17 protein-coding genes are annotated in these 21,493 nt (G+C 39.3%); 5 read left to right on the forward strand and 12 right to left on the reverse strand.

What is annotated here, in order from left to right; all coding sequences use genetic code 11:
• The first annotated feature begins 159 nt into the window (after positions 1-159).
• Genes HJC33_RS09365 through HJC33_RS09375 form a run of 3 tightly spaced genes read left to right on the forward strand, consistent with a single transcriptional unit; the run spans position 160 to position 3,822 of the window.
• Complete coding sequence (locus HJC33_RS09365; protein WP_171658557.1) at positions 160-2,097, forward strand: hypothetical protein; 1,938 nt, start codon at positions 160-162, stop codon at positions 2,095-2,097.
• Positions 2,098-2,104: 7 nt separating this feature from the next.
• Positions 2,105-2,926 carry a DUF2490 domain-containing protein gene (locus HJC33_RS09370; protein ID WP_171658558.1) on the forward strand — a complete coding sequence of 274 codons (822 nt, stop codon included), beginning with the start codon at positions 2,105-2,107 and terminating at the stop codon, positions 2,924-2,926.
• A gap of 35 nt (positions 2,927-2,961) precedes the next feature.
• Entirely contained in the window at positions 2,962-3,822 is an 861-nt protein-coding gene (locus HJC33_RS09375; protein ID WP_171658559.1) for an MORN repeat-containing protein, read from the forward strand.
• 16 nt (positions 3,823-3,838) lie between these two features.
• On the opposite strand, the gene HJC33_RS09380 is transcribed toward HJC33_RS09375, so the two are convergent.
• The 12 genes from HJC33_RS09380 to HJC33_RS09435 form a co-directional block, all read right to left on the reverse strand.
• The gene (locus HJC33_RS09380) at positions 3,839-4,999 is read right to left on the reverse strand and encodes an alpha-hydroxy acid oxidase (RefSeq protein WP_171658560.1); all 1,161 of its coding nucleotides are present in this window, start codon (positions 4,997-4,999) and stop codon (positions 3,839-3,841) included.
• 5 nt (positions 5,000-5,004) lie between these two features.
• Complete coding sequence (locus tag HJC33_RS09385) at positions 5,005-5,343, reverse strand: L-rhamnose mutarotase (protein ID WP_171658561.1); 339 nt, start codon at positions 5,341-5,343, stop codon at positions 5,005-5,007.
• Positions 5,331-6,647, reverse strand: a complete 1,317-nt coding sequence (gene fucP, locus HJC33_RS09390) for an L-fucose:H+ symporter permease (RefSeq protein ID WP_171658562.1) — start codon at positions 6,645-6,647, stop codon at positions 5,331-5,333. Before fucP ends, HJC33_RS09385 begins: the two co-directional genes overlap by 13 nt.
• Before the next feature lie 9 nt (positions 6,648-6,656).
• Positions 6,657-7,436, reverse strand: a complete 780-nt coding sequence (locus tag HJC33_RS09395; RefSeq protein ID WP_171658563.1) for an L-fucose dehydrogenase — start codon at positions 7,434-7,436, stop codon at positions 6,657-6,659.
• Positions 7,437-7,438: 2 nt separating this feature from the next.
• Positions 7,439-9,544, reverse strand: coding sequence for an alpha-L-fucosidase (locus HJC33_RS09400; protein WP_171658564.1), 2,106 nt, complete (start codon positions 9,542-9,544; stop codon positions 7,439-7,441).
• Position 9,545: 1 nt separating this feature from the next.
• Positions 9,546-10,400, reverse strand: coding sequence for an amidohydrolase family protein (locus HJC33_RS09405; protein ID WP_246245518.1), 855 nt, complete (start codon positions 10,398-10,400; stop codon positions 9,546-9,548).
• Positions 10,381-11,235 (reverse strand): fumarylacetoacetate hydrolase family protein, encoded by an 855-nt coding sequence (locus HJC33_RS09410; protein ID WP_171658565.1) that lies wholly within the window; start codon positions 11,233-11,235, stop codon positions 10,381-10,383. Before HJC33_RS09410 ends, HJC33_RS09405 begins: the two co-directional genes overlap by 20 nt.
• A gap of 32 nt (positions 11,236-11,267) precedes the next feature.
• Positions 11,268-12,047: an SDR family NAD(P)-dependent oxidoreductase gene (locus tag HJC33_RS09415; RefSeq protein WP_171658566.1), complete on the reverse strand. Its 780-nt coding sequence runs from the start codon at positions 12,045-12,047 to the stop codon at positions 11,268-11,270.
• Between the two features lie 4 nt (positions 12,048-12,051).
• On the reverse strand, positions 12,052-13,380 hold the full coding sequence (locus tag HJC33_RS09420; RefSeq protein ID WP_171658567.1) for an alpha-L-fucosidase: 1,329 nt from the start codon (positions 13,378-13,380) through the stop codon (positions 12,052-12,054).
• Positions 13,381-13,443: 63 nt separating this feature from the next.
• Entirely contained in the window at positions 13,444-14,745 is a 1,302-nt protein-coding gene (locus HJC33_RS09425) for an L-fuconate dehydratase (protein ID WP_171658568.1), read from the reverse strand.
• Positions 14,746-14,837: 92 nt separating this feature from the next.
• The gene (locus HJC33_RS09430; protein ID WP_171658569.1) at positions 14,838-15,716 is read right to left on the reverse strand and encodes an AraC family transcriptional regulator; all 879 of its coding nucleotides are present in this window, start codon (positions 15,714-15,716) and stop codon (positions 14,838-14,840) included.
• Positions 15,717-15,827: 111 nt separating this feature from the next.
• On the reverse strand, positions 15,828-19,952 hold the full coding sequence (locus HJC33_RS09435; protein WP_171658570.1) for an FG-GAP-like repeat-containing protein: 4,125 nt from the start codon (positions 19,950-19,952) through the stop codon (positions 15,828-15,830).
• A gap of 287 nt (positions 19,953-20,239) precedes the next feature.
• Here HJC33_RS09435 and HJC33_RS09440 point away from each other — a divergent pair, with 287 nt between their 5' ends.
• Together HJC33_RS09440 and HJC33_RS09445 are read left to right on the forward strand one after the other, a co-directional pair.
• On the forward strand, positions 20,240-20,761 hold the full coding sequence (locus HJC33_RS09440) for a 5' nucleotidase, NT5C type (protein WP_171658571.1): 522 nt from the start codon (positions 20,240-20,242) through the stop codon (positions 20,759-20,761).
• 8 nt (positions 20,762-20,769) lie between these two features.
• Positions 20,770-21,492: a carboxylesterase family protein gene (locus HJC33_RS09445; protein ID WP_171658572.1), complete on the forward strand. Its 723-nt coding sequence runs from the start codon at positions 20,770-20,772 to the stop codon at positions 21,490-21,492.
• Position 21,493 lies beyond the last annotated feature (1 nt).

The raw sequence follows: 21,493 nt of genomic DNA on the forward strand, positions 1-21,493 counted from the left end.
TAATGCTATTCTTTATTTACTCAAATATTAGAATACATATTTCTTCCAATTTGTTTAAAATTTCACTTGTGTATATTGACTATTTTGGGATGAAGTGTATAACTTTTTTAATGCTCAACATCCATCTCTTGAACAAATACGTATACATAATGTTTTTAAATGGGGCATATCAATTCTTTTATCAAGTTATTTACGGTTCTTCTCTTTATAATTGGGCCATTGGTACATTCCCAAGAGGAACAGAATTTTTCTGGTCCGCTCAAATTAGGAAGATTTGAAGGTCAGGCTGAGTACACCTATATCATAAAGGATACTGATACTATTCTTGAAGGCGCTTTTGCTATGCAACGTTCAAATTTGAACGCCTTGCTTTCCAATTCCGATGATTTTTTCTCTTTTGCAGGCCGTTTTGAAAATGGATACCCAGAGGGCAATTGGAAGTTTCAATTTGGAGAGTTTCAGTCCGAGAGCGAAACAGAAGTAGTTGGATATCAATATAGGGTAAAAGTAAGTGGTACCCAACATGAAGCTATGGGAAATATTGCTAAGGGCAAACCCAATGGTATTTGGACCTATGTTGTTAAGAAGATAGAAAATTCAGAAGTAAGTAGCACTTTGTTTTCCAGTATGCTGGAATTTGAAAAAGGGGTTCCCCAGAAAAGCTTTCGCATAGAAAATGAGCACAATAGCTTGGTGGGAAGATTTCTCAGGAGTGGACTCGCCCATGATGTTTGGACACTCTACTCTGATGAATCTTCCAGTGAATTGGAAAGTTGGTACTTCAATGATGGATTTCTTCAAAAAATAGAAATCCATTTGGCAGATGATGTCATCAGCATAGATTATGCTCCTAGTTCAGGTCTGGTAAAAACAATTGATTTGGAGGAAAGGTATATCCAATTGCTTCGAATAAATCAACAAGTAACTGACACTACGGCTATATTCAATAGGGGCATAGGCCAATTGCTCACTCAAAATTTGGGTTATTATAAAGAATTGGACACGATTCTATCTCACTTGGGTAATTCAGAATTCATGCCAGGGTTCAAAGTAAGGGTAGCCCACTTTCCCTTAGATTCTGTTCAAAAGAAGCAATTACAGTCCATTGCTGCCCAGTACGAAGTGGCAATCAAAACAAGTCAATCACTTCTAGAAAATACGCAGTTGAATATCCTTAGACGTTCAGATGAGGAGGCTCAATTTTTATATGCCCTTGTATCCAAGATTTCTCAAGATTTTTTACATCCTATTGGAAAAACAGTGGATTATCAAAACCAAGGTATTTTGGAATTTATTTCTGAAGAAACATTGTTCAGGAATATTTTCCCGGAGGGAATTCCCTCTAAAACCATCTCTGTGGTTATAGAAAATAGAACGCGTGCCTTTGAGGAATCTGGTGCCAACAAAGTTGACTTTTCTGGAAATAATATTGAAAAGCTTCAACAGTTGAGCGAATATGCAACTTCAAGCTTGGAAAGTATAGCAAGAAAGCTAGAGGAAAAATTATTGAAAGAAAGTAAGCAGCAAGAATTGATTGCTCTGGAAGAACAGATGATTGCACATACAAATCACATTGGTCAAGTGATTGACTCGGTAAAACAGGGACTGCCCAGAGCAGAAAAAGCAGCATTACAGCGCATACAGGAATTGACAGATGCTCAATTGGAAGCATATGCATCAATAAAGGATACTAAATCCAAAATCGATTTTGGTCAGCAGGTATTGCAATGCCTTGAACAATTGGACGGACTTGCCAATACCGTATCAATGTTGCCAGAACAACGGAAAACCTTGGCAGAGAAGTATAAGGATGACGTCTGGAACCCTTTTATGGCAACGATAATGAGTGAAGAAGTGAAAAAACGCATCACAATGGCCTACAAAAATGTATTGGTTCCTCATGTGTTGAGTCAAGTAGAATCAGACTTAAGTTGCGAGAATGCAGGCGATTTACAGGAACTTTTAAATGGCTCATATGAACGTATGCTGGAGATGCGGGATGAGAACACTTCAAAACTCGAACGGAAACTAAGAAAAGAGCAAGACCCTCAGGTGGTTTTGCAATTGTTCAACCTGAAATCTTCAGAAAACCACTAGGTGTCTCATGAAATCAGGTTTCAAAACGTATAGGTACATACCGGTTTTACTTTTTCTTTTTGTGGTACCCAGCATAGAAGCTCAGGAAGTGTTGCCTACGGAATCAAAATTCAAGGACCCCAAGACCAAAATATGGTTCAATACCTATGGTAATATCAGAATATCCAAGCGATTATTTTGGGATGCCCAGACTCATTTTAGGTTTGAAGAAACTGAAGATACACCCTTTATTGGGCAAATAGGGCAAATCTATAACCGACATGCTATCGGATATATTTATTCCAAAAAAGTAAATTTCAGTCTTGGAGGGGTGGTACGGATTAACTTCAATACCGATGAATCTTCCACAGATAGAAAAGTAGTGCCCGAATGGCGGATTTGGCACCAGTATCAATTTGCCCAGCCGCTGTACAGTGCTATGATCTATCATCGAATACGAATAGAACATCGTTGGACCCAAGGTTTTGAAGAAAACAGCGATTACATCTTTAGAAATCGATGGCGTTATATGTTTCGGGCCAAGGTACCTTTGAATAATCATAAACTGGAGCCAAATACACTTTATGTTTCGCCGGAGGCGGAATTGATCATGCAAAGTGGAAAAGCTGTAGTGGGTAGTGTAATGGAAGATCTTCGATTGACCAGCACAGTAGGGTATATTTTGACCCCTCGTTTAACTGTTGCTGCAGGTTTGATGTATGCCCAAGGGCAGACACTTGAAAACCCAGGAAATTTCAAACAGAATTGGACCATGCGATTCCATGTTTACTTCTCCCCAGATATTAGAAAAGTTAAAAATAAGCTTCCCGCAATCCATTTTGATGATTAATACGTACATCTATCTGTAAACCTAGAACAGTCATCATGGGAACTAGAAGTACCATTTATCTACTTTCTTTTTTGTTGGTATTGGCAATGGGTACTATTGCTAATTTGTTGGTCAAGAACAATAATTTGAAAGAGTACCTCCAACAAGAAAAAGTGGAACGTATAGAACTTTCTAAACAAATGACCCTTCAAGAACAATTGATAGGTATTGACTCACTTTTGGTAGATGGTAACTATGGAGAAGCTATGTTGGCCTACAACGAACAAAGTCAACAGTTAGGAGAAGATAGCAATGCATTGATTGAGTTACGTATTGCCTTGGCCAAAAAAATGACTGATTTGGGAAAACAGCCTACCTTGGATGCTTCCCAGAATGTAGAATTGCAAGAGATTGACAGTACTCAAATTGGGCCTGTTGTGACCGCAAATGAACTCAAACAGTTGGATTCCTTGAACTTTGTTTTGGAGAAGACCAAAGTACAATTGTCCCGTTTAAAGCGAATGGTAAAGCAAAAATCTTTTGGAGAGTATCTAACCTTCACCAGTAGCAAAGGCAGTCAAGTGCATTATGTTGGTCAGGTAAAGCATGGTAAGGCACAGGGGCATGGCGTTGCTATTTTGAGTACAGGAAGTCGGTATGAAGGCGAGTGGCAAAACAATCTAAGACATGGCGAGGGTACTTTTTATTGGCATGATGGACAATATTATGAAGGGGAATACCTAAACGACAAACGCCACGGTATGGGAACCTATCATTGGTCCAATGGTGAAAAGTTTGTTGGCCTGTGGGAAGACGACCAGAGAACTGGAGAAGGAACTTTTTATGGAAAAGATGGTAAAATAGTTGCCAGCGGTTTCTGGGAAAATGACAAGTTAATTGCCGCTAACAAACCATAATCCTTTTTATATACTGCTACTTGTTCAAAAAGTTGGGTAAATCTGCAACTGTTGAACAACCAACCTGTTCCATCACCTGTTTTAGCTGTGTTTTGAGTAGTGAAATAGTATGATTGCCGCCTTCTGGACCCAATGCAGCTGTACCATACATGAAAGAACGTCCCATAAAAGTAAAACGGGCACCACTGGCCAAACATCTTGCGATATCGGGACCTGACCGAATTCCACTGTCCATCATTACCGTGATTTGATCTCCGTATTTTGCTGCAATTCTGGTCAAAGGTCTTATGGTAGATTCTCCAGCGTCCAATTGTCGTCCACCATGGTTAGAAACAATAATTCCATCCAGTCCGAGAGATATAGCCTTTTCGGTATCCGCCTCTGTAGCTACACCCTTCAAAACCAATTTGCCTTTCCACAAATCACGAATAGGCGCTATTTTGTCCATATCCATCCGCTTGCTGAAAGTTTGGTCCATAAATTGCCCCAACTGTTTTAGGTTCAATCCTTTTGGCATATAAGGTTTCAACACTTCAAAGTTGGGTTGTCCGTGTTTGAGTGTGGCCATTGCCCATCCAGGTTTTCCTAATATTTGAAAGATATTGGACATGCTCATTTTTGGAGGCATGGAAAGTCCGTTCTTAATCTCTTTAGGACGAAATCCAAAAACTGGAGTATCGCATAACAATACCAATACAGGACAACCAGCAGCTTCCGCACGTTGAATCAAATCATTTCTGACGGATTCTTCGGAGGGATGATACAATTGAAACCATGCATTGCCTTCAGTTACTTCACTGATTCGTTCAATACTGGCTGTAGAAACGGTGCTCAGAATAAAGGGCAGATTGTGCTTAAAGGCTGCTTTTGCCAATATTTCTGGCGAATTGGGCCACATCAATCCTTGAAGACCAACAGGGGCCACGCCAAAAGGAGCGTCATAGGTTTTACCGAATAGTTCCGTGGTCATATCGGTATTGGTGAAACTATCCAAATAGTTCGGTAATAACTCTACCGCTCTAATTTCAGTGGTGTTTTTTCTTAAACTGATTTCTTGGTTGCAACCACCATCCAAATATTCAAAGGCAAATCTTGGAATACGTTTACGTGCTTTTTCCCTTAAATCCTCAATGGAAGGATATTTTGGATTGAATATGATTTGTTTTTGGTTGCGCATACTTTTTACAGCTTGAAAATGTTATCCATGACCACCCATTTTTGTCCCGGCTTTGCAGAAGGGATAGCTTGCTGGTATCGCCACATTAAATCCTCCCATTCCATAACTTTCGGATTCTGTGTATCTGCCTTTTGTTTTTTGTCGAAAGAGAAGGAATCGTTCGCTTCCATGATCATAAACAGTCTATTCCCGGTTCTATAGATTTCCATCTGTTCAATACCAGATGTTTTTATGCTTTGTATGATCTCGGGCCATACATTTTGATGATAGGATTCATACGTTGCAATGCTTTCAGCGTCATCAACCAAATCTAAGGCCAAGCAGTATCTTTTTAGATTTCCCATACCTGTTCTGTTTCAAATTTCCTGTAGGTTTTAAATCCAAACCAAGCAATGTAAATGAAGCATATTAAAGGCAAAAAGAATGAAAAGTTCACCTCTGGAACCCCCAAAAGTTGGGTGTCTGCAACCCCATTGCCTTCAAGATCAATGATCATGCCCTGAAGCTTGGGCATTAAGGCACCTCCTACAATGGCCATGACCAATCCTGCCGCACCAAGCTTAGATTCTTCTTCGGTAAGCCCTTCGAGTGCAATACCATAAATGGTAGGGAACATTAGGGACATAAAAAATGAAACACCAACTAAACAATAAAGGCCCAAAATTCCTTCAATAAAAATGGTTCCCAAGGCACAAAATCCAGCAAGAATGGAAAACCACATCAGTAATTTCCCAGGACTTAAAAATCTTAGCATATAGGTGCCTACGGCTCTTCCTACTAGAAAAACTACAAAAGCAATAAATTGATAGTTAGCTGCTATTTCACTTGATATTTGAATAGCTTCAGCATATTGATAAATATAGGTCCAACACATGATTTGAGCTCCTACATAAAGTACTTGGGCCAATACACCCAAAATATATTTATGTTTATGAAAAAGTGCCTTACCGGTTTGTTTTAAGGAAGGAATCTGACCATCTCCTTTTGTCTGTGGCATTTTATTGACCAGAATTAAAACGAAAACCCCTATAATTACCAATCCCAGTATTACATATGGGTCTCTAATGACCATTAGATCGGATGTTTTTATTAAAGTTTTTTTCGCCACATCCAGAGAAGCATAATCTGCGATATCATCAGATTGTAAATTTTTGAGTACAAATTGTTGGGCAATGAGTAACCCTAACAACAACCCTATTGGGTTGAAGACCTGGGCCAAATTTAATCGCTGCGTAGCTGTTTTTGGATCTCCCATGGCCAATATGTATGGGTTTGCCGTGGTTTCCAGAAAGGCAAGACCAAAAGTAAGCACGTATAATCCTAGACAAAAGAACCAGAATTTTTCAGTAATGGCAGCAGGATAAAACATTAAGGCACCTACCGCGTACAAGGCCAATCCTATTAAGATTCCCGTTTTGTACGAATATTTTCTGACAAAAAGCGCAGCAGGTAGAGCCATGCAAAAATACCCCCCATAAAAGGCCATTTGCACCCAGGCAGCTTGTGAATTGGAAAGCTCCAATACTTTTTTGAAGGCCTGTACCATGGGATCGGTAACAGCATTTGCAAATCCCCATAGTGCAAAAAGGGATGTAATTAAAATAAAGGGCAGGAGAACTTCTTTGGTTACAATTTTTGGTTTGTTCATTTGTTAATTTTAAAGTGAGCGATCTAAATGGGTATAACCCCCATCAACAAAAATAAGTTGACCTGTGGTATGACTTGATCTTTCAGAGAGTAAAAAAGCCACAGTGTTGGCAATTTCTTCGGCGGTAGTCATTCTGTTTTCCAATGGAATATTGTCTGTAATTCCCTTGAGTTTTTCTTCGGGATTATCAAATGTATTGATCCATCTTTTGTATAAAGGAGTAAAACATTCCGCAACGATGACAGCATTTACTCGAATGGAATAGGGGAGAAGCTCAACTGCCCATTCACGAGTTAATGAATTTCTGGCCCCATTGGCCGCAGCATACCCAGATGTACCACCTTGTCCGGTTACAGATGTTTTGGAACCAATGTTAACAATACTTCCTTTGTTTAATTTGAGATGGGGCAAAGCATAATGGGCCATTACATAATAATGCCCAATATTGCGTTCTAAAGAACGTTTAAAATCTTCATAATTACCGTGTTCCAATCCTACGTCGTCATTTACTCCGGCATTATTGACCAATCCATCTATTTTTCCATATTTTTCTATGGTTAGTTCAATGGCTTTTTTGCATTGTTCAGGGTCGGTCAATTCTGCAAGTGCATAAAATGCCTTCCCTTCCTCTTTTGTTATTGTTTCAACAGCGGAAAGCACATCATGTTCTTTTCTGCCAATAATTACCGGTATGGCTCCTTCTTGGGCCAAAACTTGGGCAATGCCAAAGCCGATGCCCTTGTCACCACCTGTCACCAGAATAACTTTATCCTTCAGTTGTAAATCCATTTTCAGTGTGTTAGAATGCCCACTTCTGCAAAAGAAGCTCGGACATCTTCCCCAATAAGTTCATCAGCTCTTAATTTGATGTATCGTGCCCGTTGCGGTTGGAAATTTATAGTTTGTTCAATCCGGTTGTTTTTAATGTTGCTGAATTCCCCTTTGTTAGCCAATTGCCATTGCTTACCATCGGTGCTTGTGTAAAACGAGTATTCCTTGATCAAACCAAAGTAATACCGGTCTTGATTAGGCCAATAAGTAAAACCATTGACCCAATAAGACTGTCCCAAATCTATTACAATTTCTTGTGGCCCTTTGTATTCTTTATCACCTGACCAATAGGTGTAAGGATTGCCGTCCATCAGCTTTTCAGCATCTTTTAGGGTCTTTGCAGGCCCACTGATAAGTTGCCAATCTTTTGATGATATGTCAAAATAAGTGGTGCCGACTTCCGTTTGTTGTCTGTTTAATGCATCAACAGAAATAGCCTTTACCGTAGTTGGAGAATCTACTAAGAAAGGGTCTAGATACTTTGTGGATGCAATAGTGGGAACTGTACCATCCAGCGTATAGTACATATCAACATTGGTATCTGGGACCGTGAGGGACACCATGCCTTCATGGTTTCTTGTGATTTTGGGTTCTACCAATAGTTTGGGAGCGTGGTACAATTCTAAATTTGAAAGTGTAATAGCTCCTTTTGCTTTTGAAATATTCACTTGTACTTGAGTGGCCTCAACGTCATCAAATTGTAAAATGCGTTTATAACCGATTGTGGTTTGTTCATCAAGCGTTTTCCATGCACCATTAACTTCTGCTACAACGGAGAACTTTTGCACCCTCTGTCCCAAGGGAATATATTCTTGTAGCAAAACACGATTGATCAATGTAGGTTGATCAAACTTTACTGTGATGGAAGCTTCAGTAATTTGATCGTCAGTGGCCCAATACGTCTCTGGATTGTTATCAATGGCCTTTTCTGAATTATAGGTTGAATTATTTCCACGTATGTTACTTGCTGATGTTTCATGGCCTTTAGCCAATTCAAGAGCAAAATCCTTGTCAATTTGATGCTTCAGCGCCATCAATTGTAGACTGTCGGTTTCATGAACCAGACCTCTATCATCAACAGGAATATTCAATAAAAAAGTACCATTCCTACCTATGGATTCGTAATATGTCTGAACTAATCTGGGTAAGGATTTTACTTGATGGTCTTCACCGGGATGATAGTACCACCCAGGTCGAATAGAGGTGTTTACCTCTGCCGGTAGCCAATGGGTTCCATCTTCATGACCAGATCTAGATTCTACATAACGCGGCCAACCAGGATGCATTTCATCACGACGCATAATGCTCCAGTTGGTTTCATTGGCCCAACCTTCTTCATTACCAACCCAACGAATATCTGGTCCAGAATCACTAAAAATAACCGCATTGGGCTGATGTTTACGAATGATTTCGGTGATTTCATTCCATTTATAATAGGTTTTGTTGTCAATTTTTCGGGTTTCATTGGCACCACCGTAATACCCTGAACCTCCATTGGCCCCATCAAACCATACTTCGAAGAGTTCCCCATAATTGGTGACCAGTTCTAACAATTGCTCATGGTATAAGTCCACATACGCATCTGTACCATACTCAGCATTGTTACGATCCCATGGGGAGAGGTAAAGTCCCATTTTTAATCCATACGCATCACAGGCCTCCCTAAGTTCTCGGACTACATCTCCTTTTCCATTTTTCCATGGCGAATTTTTTACCGAATGTGCTGTAGTTTTTGTTGGCCATAGACAGAAACCATCATGGTGTTTGGCTGTTAGAATAATCCCTTTCATACCAGCTTCTTTGGCAATTCTTGCCCATTGTCTACAATCTAGTTGTGAAGGGTTGAAGAGTTCTGGGGATTCACCACCTGTTCCCCATTCCATATCCGTAAATGTATTCATGTTGAAGTGTACGAAGGCATAGTACTGCATGTCTTGCCATGCCAATTGACGTTTTGTGGGTACTGGGCCCAAAGGTTTTGGTGGGGCAATTGTATTACACGAAATCAGCACCATAAACTGAATGATGATGAACAAATACAAAAGCGGATAGTTTATTTTACTCATGTTATGCTTTAATTTGATAGAAAGAAATTGCATTGAGCCCCATCACTTTGTTATAAATCTCTTTACTGAATTTTGATATATATCTTTGAACAATATCAACGACATCGTTGTACTCTGCTGATAACAAGCAAACAGGCCAATCTGAACCATACATAATTCTGTTGGGACCAAAAGCATCAAAAACAACATCAAGGTAAGAGGGAAAGTCTTTTCTGTGCCAGTTGCCCCAACTTGTTTCGGTTACCATTCCTGAAACTTTACAGTACACATTGCTTTGTTCACCTAATTTTTCCATGTAATGTGCCCAACATGGGTCTATTGTTCCATCTATTTTTGGTTTGGCAATATGATCAACTACAAATTGTTGGCCCGGGAAGGTTTTTACAAGTTCTAAGGCAGATGACAAGTGTTTCGGATAAATAAGAATATCATAGGTGAGACCATATTTTTCCAAAAGAGCTATTCCTTTTTGGAATTCTGGACGAAGCATAAAATACTCATCCGGTTCATCTTGTACAATATGCCTCAACCCCTTTAATAAAGCATATTTTGAATATTTTTCAAGCTTTTCATCAATGTTTGCAGAACAAAGATCCAACCAACCCACCACACCTTTTATGAAAGGATATTTTTGGGCACATTTTAAAAGAAGGTTCGTTTCGGTCTCGGATTGATCTGCTTGAACAGCAATACAGCCATCAATTTGGTTGGCTTGGAGCAGAGGAGCTAAATCCGAAGGCATAAAATCCTTTTTAAGGATTTTCATGGAGTCATTGATCCATGCGTGTTTACGTGGATGATACTTCCAAAAATGTTGATGGCTGTCAATGGTCATATCATTCGAATGCCTTGGCATGTTGTTTTGAACTCCCTAATCCGTCAATGCCCAATTCTACAATATCGCCAGGTTTTAGGTATTGAGTTGGTTTTAATCCCAATCCAACCCCAAAAGGTGTTCCAGTGGAAATAATGTCTCCTGGCAACAAGGTCATAAATTGACTAATGTAGCTTATCAATTTTGGTATACCGAAGACAAAATCAGAAGTATTGCTGTCCTGCATTGTCTTTCCATTCAGCTTAAGCCATAGGTTCAGATTATGTGGGTCAGCTATTTCATCCTTGGTAGCTATAAATGGACCTAAAGGAGCAAAAGTATCACAGCTTTTTCCTTTTACCCATTGTCCGTCGCGTTCCAATTGAAACTCTCTTTCGCTATAATCGTTGTGCAAAACATAACCTGCCAAATGGTCCATTGCAGATGCTTCATCCACATAGGATGCTTTTTTTCCAATCACAAAGGCCAATTCCACTTCCCAGTCGGTCTTTGTACTTTCTTTTGGAATGATGACATCGTCATTTGAACCAACAATTGCAGAAGTGGCCTTAAAGAACAAAACGGGTTCATTGGGAATATCCATACCACTTTCTTGAGCATGTTTGGCGTAATTAAGTCCAACGCAAACAATTTTTGAGGGTCTGCACAAGGGTGCTCCCAATCTTACGTCCTTATCAATGATTGGGCAATTTTTAGCATTTTCTTCCAACCAGGCTGCAAGAGACTCCATACCATTTCCTCCAAAAAAGGATTCATCGTAGTCCAAACCAGAGGCACTAACATCTATGCGGGTGCCATCTTCTAATTGCACGCCTGGTTTTTCGTTTCCTATCAATCCAAATCGAATTAATTTCATTATTTATAATATTGGTTTAAAGTAGTGTTTTGTTATCCGTTGAGTTTGATGAAACCGCCGTCTATAGGAAAATCAGTTCCGGTTATGAACGATGCCTCATCAGAACAGAGATACAGGGCCAAGTTGGCTATTTCAATGGGCTTGCCCATACGACCAATAGGCTGCGTGTTTGATAATTTTTCAAACATTTCAGCCTCCTTCCCGGGGTAGTTATCGGCCAAAAAACCATCCACAAAAGGGGTATGTACCCGTGCAGGCGATATGCTATTGCACCGAATGCCCTGATCCACATAGTCCTTGGCGACCGAATAGGTCATGGTCAGCACCGCCCCCTTGGTCATGGAATAGGCAAAACGGTCCGAAATCCCCACTGAAGAAGCTATGGATGCCATATTCAGCATAACACCTTTTTGCTGTTCTTTCATGACACTTACCGCCACATGCATGCAGTTGTATACCCCTTTGATGTTAACCTGGTATAAACGATCCATATCTGCTTCGGTGGTACCTTCCACATTACCTACATGGGCTATGCCAGCATTATTGATAAGAACATCAATGGAATCATATGCCGCAATACCAGCAATTATATTTTTTACTTGAGTTTGATCAGAAACATCACACTGATGGGGTTTTGCTTTGTGCCCTTTTTCGATAATGGAAGAAGCTACCTCTTTCGCTTTTTCAAAATCATAATCTAAAATGTGGACATTTGCCCCATTGGCCGCAAATTGTTCACATATAGCTTCACCAATACCACTTCCACCTCCTGTAATAAGTACAGTTTTTCCATTGTAATCAAACGATGCCATTTTTTTACTTTATAGTTATTTCAACAATAGTATCTATAGGGTCTATTTTTTCCTTCGGAATATCCAATAAGAGACCATATCCATTCTTTACATATTTAATGGGGGTGCCATCAAAAAGCTTTACACTTTTGATTTTTCCACTAAAATCTTTCACAAAAACTTTATCCTCACCTAAAAGCAAATGCAAGTAGATTTTTTTTCCTTTTTGGGTAGAGGCCATTTCTTCTGAAGGTGGTACAGGACCCGCCTTGGTTCCGTAGATAGTTGCTCCATAAGTTCGAAGCCATTCTCCCATTTCCTTTAGGGATTTTTTGTGCTCATCTTGAATTTTTCCGTTTGGCATTGGACCAACATTCAATAACAAATTGCTTCCGTAGCCAGCAGCTTTTACAATATACTGCACCAATTCTTTTTTAGATTTGTGCCTGCGGTCCTGTAGATTGAATCCCCATGAGCCATTTATGGTCTCGCAAACTTCAAAAGGTAGTTTGCCTATATCTTCTTCGGATGAACCAAAACCGGTGGTGTTTTTACCTGGTAAATCTTTTTCAAACATTTGAAAATCTTCACCTTCAATAGTTGCCAAATGATGATTGTTACCGATAAGGCATTGGGGCTGTAAATCGTGAATTAGTTTGTAGATTTCATCGTAATGCCAATCTACCTTTAATTTACCAAAGCGTTTACCATCCCATTCCAATTGATCCCAATGGCCATCAAACCAAATACCACCTATTTCACCATAATTGGTTAAGAGTTCAGTAAGCTGTTGCTTCATAAAATCAATGTAGGTGTTCCAATCACCTTCACCTCTTCCAGGTATTCCGTTGCCTGTTCTCCCCCTTGGGAAATAATCATCATGGTGCCAATCCAATAAAGAATAATAGAAAAATAACTTGATGTCTTCTTTTCTACAGGCTTCGGCCAATTGTTTGAGTACATCTTTGCCATAAGGGGTAGCGTCAACGATGTTGTAGTCGGTGGCCTTTGTATCGAACATGGAAAAACCGTCATGATGCCTACTGGTGATGGTAATATATTTCATACCTGCATCCTTGACCATTTTCACCCATTCTTCAGCGTTGAAATCTATGGGGTTGAAAAATGTCGGTAATTTTTCGTAGGCATCTATCGGAATGTTTTGATTGTTCATTACCCATTCGCCATCACCTAAGGTGCTGTATACTCCCCAATGGACAAAAAGTCCAAATTTGGCATCTTGAAACCATGCTCTGGCTTCCAAATTTTCAGGGGCTGGGGTGTAATTTTTTTGTCCTTGACCAAAGGCCATCAACCCCAAAAGAAGTAATAGGACAGTTAATTTTGATTTCATGATTATTTAGTTTGTTTTCAGTTGTGTCTATTTTCAGGCTATGGCTAGTTGATTATCCGTGATTTACGATTTGTTCCACACTTTTCCGTCGGGAAAAGCATAATCCACAAGAGTATCTTCTTTCATCTGTATACTGTATCCTGGCATAGCAGGAGGCATGTAAGCTCCATTTTTGATTTTCACAGGGTCAAGAAAGTGTTCATGTAGATGATCTACATATTCAATGATTCTATCCTCCAAGCTTCCACTGATACAAATATAATCCACCATGGATAGATGTTGCACATATTCGCATAGCCCAACTCCACCAGCATGTGGACATACAGGAATGCCGAACTTGGCCGCCATAAGTAATATGGCCAAGTTTTCGTTAACGCCACCTACACGGCAACTATCAATTTGACAGACCTGAAATGCGTTGGCCTGCATCAGTTGCTTGAAGATAACACGGTTTTGGCAATGTTCTCCAGTAGCTACTTTTATGGGGGCAACAGCCTCTGCTATTTGGGCATGTCCCAAAATATCGTCAGGACTGGTAGGTTCTTCGATCCACCAAGGGTCAAACTTTTTTAATTGGGCCATGTTATCAATAGCTTCCCCAACATCCCATCGCTGGTTGGCATCCATCATTAGCTTGAGGTCATTTCCAATAACGCTTCTAATTATTTCGGCACGTCTCATATCATCTTGCAAATCGGCACCCACTTTCATTTTAAGATGCTTGAATCCCTCTTCTTTGGCTTCCTGACTCAAACGTTTAATCTTTTCATCGGAATAGCCCAACCAACCTGCAGAAGTGGTATAAGCTGGATAGCCATGTTCCAAAAGATAATCTATGCGTTCTTGTTTGGTACCTTCCTGTTTCTTTAAAATTTGAAGGGCTTCATCGGGGGTGATGGCATCTGTGATATAGGTGAAATCAACACAGGACACCAATTGTTCTGGGGTCATTTCTGCCAAAAGCAACCAAAGCGGTTTCGCCTCTTTTTTTGCATAAAGATCCCAAACTGCATTAACAACTGCGCCAGTAGCCAAATGGATTACACCCTTTTCTGGCCCCAACCAACGTAATTGACTGTCACCGGTTATCATTTTCCAGAAAGCCCCCATATTGGAGGTGAAACTTTCCAGGCTTTTGCCAACAATCAAATGAGACATGGCTTCTATAGATTTGGCACACAACTCATTGCCACGCCCGATAGTGAAAGTTAGTCCATGACCTTCCAAACCATCTAGGTGGTCAGTTTTAAGGATTACGTAAGCTGCTGAATAGTCTGGGTCTGGATTCATGGCGTCTGAACCATCCAGAGTTTTACTTGTGGGAAAACGAACGTCCTTTACTTCAATTTCAGTAATAATGGTCATGGTATTGATTTTAATCAAATCCTAACAAATTTATAAGGAAGAGAGACCACGAACCACCTTAAAACATGCCAAAACTGGTACTTTTTTTGCTCTTAATTTATATATTGAGAATTTTTGTGAAATTTAATATAATCTTTTGGAGACATGTTTTTAATAATTTTGAACTGTCTATTGAAGTTTGAAATGCTCTTGAAACCAGATTCATAAGCCGCCCCAGTAATATTATTTTGATTCTCCAATAACAATTTACAGGCGTAGCCAACTCTTACTTCATTAAGATATCGTGTATAAGGTTTTCTGTGGGTTTTTCTAAAGAAACGGCAAAATGCAGAGGTATTCATACCGATTTGTTGGGCTACAGTATTTGAGCCGATATCATTTTTGAAATTGTCAAAAGTGTAGGCATATACTTTCCGAAGTCTATTGGTTTTGTTTTGACCGAAATCGTCCATGTAGCCCATACTGGACAGTAAATTATACGTTTTGCAGTGTGAAAGTTTGTTGAGCAATTCTAGAAATGCAATGGTTTTGGCAAAAGAGTCCAAATGGAGTATGTTGCGCATGGATTGATAGATGGATTCTTCCAGGTTTTCAAATTTTATACCTTGTTGAGCCAGCTTGAGCATTTGTCCAATGTGGGCAAATTCGGCTGATGCGAAAAATTCTTTTCCTAAAAAATCTTCAGTAAAATGTATTGCAATAGCTTCTGCAGAATTCGGGACTTCAGACTCAAAATACATATCATCATTTTGCCACATATGGGGTAAATTCTTCCCAAGAAGAATAATTTCCCCAGGCTTAAATTTTTGGATACTATCCCCTATAAATCTCGTCCCTGTACTTTTCTCGATAAAAACGAGCTCAAGCTCTTTATGGTAGTGCCAAACCTTTAGAAAGTTTGGATAACTATTATATGCAATGGTAAAAGAGGATTCTGCATCACTACTACGATTTAATAAATGAAGTTTCATTTTAACAGGCGGCTGAAAATAGGCTTAAATATACAGGTTATTACTGCAAGTGGATTTTTTTAGGTAAAAAGTAGCAAAATTATAATTGGCTTAAACTTCGGAAAAGTAAGGTTATTGTTTTACCAGTTTAAACGAGGTTGGGGGTGAAGTTTTAAGCACAACCACGTATATACCAGACGCCAAATTCTGTACAGGTAATTTAATTTCCCGATTATTTACCTCCAGCTCGTAGGAGTTGACAAGTTGACCATTTATTGTGTAAACCAAAACTGGAATATTGTTGACAGCATCATTTAGAATTATTCGTGCTTCCGTCGTATTGGGATTTGAATAATAAACCAAGGGTTCATTGCTTTCTCCTATTACTTCGGAATAAATACCTTCACAAGGTAGCTGCGATGATATTTTGAGAACATCTCCCTTTTTTACTGAAACTTCAACAGTATTGGTTTGAAACTCAGTTTGTACAATGTCATTAATTTCAATTTTGTATGGAGGAGTACCACCACTAACATCTACTTGTAACTTTAATACGGAACCCAGCTCATCGATTGATGTTTGTATAATATTGTGTGTTTTTTCCTTTACATCAAGTTCAAAACACTGTTGTTCAGAACTATTTCCAGTTACACCAATACAGAGGGAATATTGTCCTGGGGATAGATCTGAAATAGTGATATCTTGGGTAAACTCATAAATGTTTCCGTTTAATAGGGCTTGATAATTATAATAATCCTTGGCATTAATGGTAATTTTTCCATCATTTTGGTCTACACAGCTCTCCCCGGTCACTTCTACCAAGAAATTATCATAACTGAAATTTGCATAACCATTATAGTATGAATTAGCCAATTGAAATGCATCTTCTCCAATTTTCTCACCCATGATCCTTCCAGGGATATCGTCTATAGGTGGGTGAATACCTCCCCATATTCTTGAAAGACTGGTTTGTTCAGATGCATCTTGATAAGTGGCCCATTGTAGCGTTAAATTTTCACTGGGCCCTCTTTCAAATACAAGGAATTTATTCTGTTCAATATCGAAAACTCCCATTCCTCCGGGAAAAAATGAGTCCCCTGTGATTTGTGTAAGCACTTGTGCGGCAGCTCTTGAAAATGTGGAGTGACCAGAAACATAACCTGCAAAGGGTGGCGTTACAAATGATGGTCTTTGGTAAGGCCACCATTGTGTACCTAGAATCCAGCCTACCCCAGCAACATCTTGTGTTGGGTCATTGATGAAATCAGGACCTCTCCAGCCCCAAATTTTTATCTGACCAACATTTTCGTTGAATGTGCCGGCTAGGGCATCACCTTCTTCAATAAGTTCAATTCTGTCTGGCATTAGTGGTATTCCATGAGGGTGATAATTGGGTAATGCGATGTCTGAACTTTGTCCCTTGGCTGACATATACCTAATTGCAGATATGGGTCTTACATAGTCATAATACCCTTTAATTCCCCATGTATTCACAGCCGCATCGTGCATGGCGCCACCCAAAGCTAGATAGGCCTTTACGTCCCATTCCAAATCATCTAAAATATTGCCTTCCCCTCCAAACTGTTTTATAGTTTCTGGATGATCCGAAACATAATTTAAAATGGTGAACCAATGTCCGGGCGGAGTTTCAGAATCTGGACCATCAGCCCAGAATTCAGCTAAAACACGGGCATAGTCAGCTCGTTTAACAAATTGCGGCTCATACGGTTGCTGGGTAAACGGATTCATAACGTGCCCAGTACCAATATCGCCTCCTTCCATAAAATCATAAAAAGCTATATATTCTGAGAAGGTGTTTGGATAGTTGTTTATATCGATATTACCAATGGCCCCTGGAGAAATATCAATCAGTGTTGGGTCATCTGGATCCAAATGGGAAGACCACGAGGCGACCAAGGCAAAATTCCATTTGTAGGGATCATCTATTCCATTGCCATCTTGAATCATTGGAGGGGCTCCGGGATTATTATAGATATAGCTATCGAAGCTATTATTTTGAACCGTTAGATCAGCTTCATTGAGTGCAAAGGGAATAACCTTACCCCATTCTGGACTTAGAAAATCGGGAGTGCTTCCTACAATTAGGTTGCCACTTTGATCTATAAAGTTTTCAAATTTTAGGGGCTGCCATCTATTTGGGTCATTAAGGTCGAAATTTTCCTCATAAACTTCCAATTCTAGTGGGTCATTGGTAGGTGTATAGAACTGATTTCCATATTCATTGGATTCGTTAGATCCATCTTGCAAACCAAAAGCAATCAGCTGTTCGGCCAGATAATTGCCCAAAGCTGCATAAGACCCTTCACTATAATCTGTATTGGCATAGTAAGGGTCATGGCCCAAAGTGCTGAAAAGATTATTTACAACCTGAAGGGTTGCTGTAGAACCAGGTGAATTGGCAAATCTATGTAGGATAAGTCGATACATGGCGTAACTCATGATTTCTTCTGCTGCTTCATTTGTGTTTTCTGGAATGTTAATTCCATTGAAACCACAAGAATATCCAGCAAATGTTTTACCAAGAAAGACTGTCTCAGCTTCATCATTTAAGATGGCCCATGCATCATACATAGCCACCGAGCTATGAAATAGATTTCTAGCATGAACTGTTGGTCTGGCATAATCCCATCGAATTGCATTCAAAAGAGCTTCATTCCATTGTCTGGCAACGGTCTTGTCAGAAGAAGTTGATTCAGGGTCTTCGTTATTGCCACCTCCTATTTCTATAGGATTTACTCCCTCTTCAATAGTCAAAGACTGATTGGCATCAATATTTTCAATACGGTCAACAATACCACTTAACCAAGTTACCTCAATATAATCAACCACAGTAGCCGGCCCCATGCCAAAAAATTCATAACTACTATTTTGGGAGAGGTAACCTTCGCCACAAATAGTGTATCTATAGTAAACTTGATTGTCAATGCTTATTTTAATGAAAGACCCAATACCCATAGCGTTACTTTCTGTTCCTCTCAATTTGATTTTTAACCAATTATTGGAGGTTTCTGTTTTGTTTTCCCAAAGATCAATAGGTTCATTGTTGGTATTCACCACAACCATATCTGGAAGTCCATCGTTTTGAATATCGCCCATGGCATTACCATAACTTCGGGCAATATCATTTTCAAATCCAGTTGCATTTGGGATAAAGTAATTTCCGGTTCCATCATTTTCAAAATATGCGGAAGGTGGTCTTCCATCACTACCATCCAAGTGACTATTTGTATAGAGGTCCAGATTGGTGTCATTATCTCCATCCAGAAAAATTGCACCCCAGGCGTAACCATCAAAACGGGTTCCATTATCCAATGCAATATTGGTGAAGGTGCCATCCCTATTGTTTCGCATGAATGCATTTCCAAGGACGCTGGTCTCGTTGTAGTGAGGGTAAATATTGGTGATGTAAACATCAAGAAAACCATCGTTGTCATAGTCTTCTATGGTTGTGGACATTCCATCCACTAGAAGGTCCATATTGGAAAGTATACTCACATCAGCAAAGGTTCCGTCTCCGTTGTTTCTATATAAAGTGTTTGCAATGAAATCTTTATCATTTGCCAATAGAATATCTTGAAATCCATCACGATCAAAATCAAGATAAGAGGCACTCAATGTCATTTTACCAGTTATATGTAATCCTGCCGATGCGGTAACATCTGTAAAAGTTCCATCACCATTATTATGATATAGAAGGCTATGATTACTACTTTCTGTAGGAGCTCTTACTATGACAAATGGATCTAAAAGTCCATCATTATCATAATCACCCCAAATAGAGCCAAGATATTCATAGGATAGTTGAGCAATCTGCGATAATTCTAGGATATCTGTGAAGCTATTATTTCCATCATTTCTGTAGAACCAACATTTGCCATCTGTACTAGCAGCAAAAAAATCATTGTCCCCATCATTGTCAAAATCTACCCAAATAACCTGGCGGGACTGTAATCCATTACTTGTAATGGGCAAATCGAGTATTTCGAAAGAACCACCTATGTTTCTTAAAAACTGAAAGTCGTTTTCCTCGGAAGATGGAATAGTGATATCATCCCAACCATCATTATCAAAATCCATGAATGAAATACCAGGCCCTAAGAACACTCCAATGTCTCCATAACTGACACTGTCATTAAGATGCAAATCAGTATTTCTTTCAAAATATGTTTGACTATAAGTCAGGGATAATTGAAATAAAATAAAAACGAAAAGAAGACGATGAAAACGGACCGCCATTTAAAACATAACAATTTGATTACGCAATAATAACAATTAGGATTCAATATTGAAACTATCTGGGCTAAAGAGCCTTATAAATTAATTATTAAGTCAGGAAATTGTTGTTTTTTGTAAATAAAGGTTTTATGTTTTTGAAATAATTGTAATACAATTTGAATGTTGAACAGTAATCAAAACATCTGGCAGAGTAATTCTCATTTTTTTGGACTAGGTTGTTAATTAACTTTTTGTGAATTTTTTCAGTTTGTTATGGATTTTGGCGTACTTCACAAAAAATAACTACCATGACCATATTTGTAGACATGGATGAGGTGATTGCCGATTCCTTCAATGCTCACATAGAACTTTACAATAGCGAGTTTGACGCCAACTTAACAGCCGAGGAATGCATGGGCAAAGAAGTATGGCAATGTGTGCCTGAAGAACACCAGAAATCTGTCCGTGAGCATGCAACCCGAATAGGTTTTTTCAAGGATTTGAAAATTATATCCCAAAGTCAGGAAGTATTGGCTGAATTGAGTAAAAAACATGAAGTGTATATTGCTTCTGCAGCCATGGAATACCCTAATTCCTTAAAGGAAAAGTCAGATTGGTTAGATGATTTCTTTCCCTTTATTCCCTGGCAGAAAAGAATTCTTTGCGGATACAAATTCATATTAAAAGGGGATGTGCTCATTGATGACCGTAGCCGTAATCTTAAAAATTTTGATGGAAGGTCAATCATGTTTACGTCACCCCATAATGTAAATACTACAGATTTTGAACGTGCCAATACCTGGGAGGAAATCGCCAATAAACTTTTGTAAATTGTGGCATGGGTTATCCAAAATCATTGTTCAAACTATTTTTCTTTGGTTGTGTCACTTTGTTGCAGGGTTGTTTGGCCCAATCCCAATTGATAGAGGATGAGTTACAGACCGTAACCAAGGAGAACTATAAATACTACTTGTACTATCCAGCAGCATATGAATCCAATCCAGATGAAGAGTTTGGTTTACTATTGTTCCTTCATGGGGGAGGGGATGCCGGGAAACAATTAAATCATATTCAAAAGAGCGGTCCGCCCAAACTTTTGGCAGAGGGGTATAAATTTCCATTTTTGGTATTGGCTCCAAGTCATCCGCATCAAAAAAAATGGTGGAATACCTCCGCTGTAGTACAATTGTTGGATTCAATTGTTGCTACAAACAGGGTGGATAAAAACCGGATTTATTTGACAGGCTTGAGTAGGGGAGGAAGTGCTGCTTGGGAAATGGCAACACAATATCCGAACAAATTCGCGGCCATGGCCGTTGTCTGCGGGATGGCCCCATTACCGTATGCCCATTGGATAAACAAAAAAATGCCCATTTGGGTATTTCACGGGGACCAAGATGATGTTATTGATGTAAAAGAATCAGACCAAATGGTGGCCAAACTGAAACAAATGGGGTATCAGGTGAATTATACCAGATATTCAGGTGTTGGACATAATTCTTGGGAAAGAGCCTATACCACGGATTCTCTGTACACTTGGTTTGCTCAACAAAAACTATAAA

Origin of the sequence: Flagellimonas amphidinii, from assembly GCF_013090115.1 — a bacterium.
Lineage (GTDB): Bacteria > Bacteroidota > Bacteroidia > Flavobacteriales > Flavobacteriaceae > Flagellimonas > Flagellimonas amphidinii.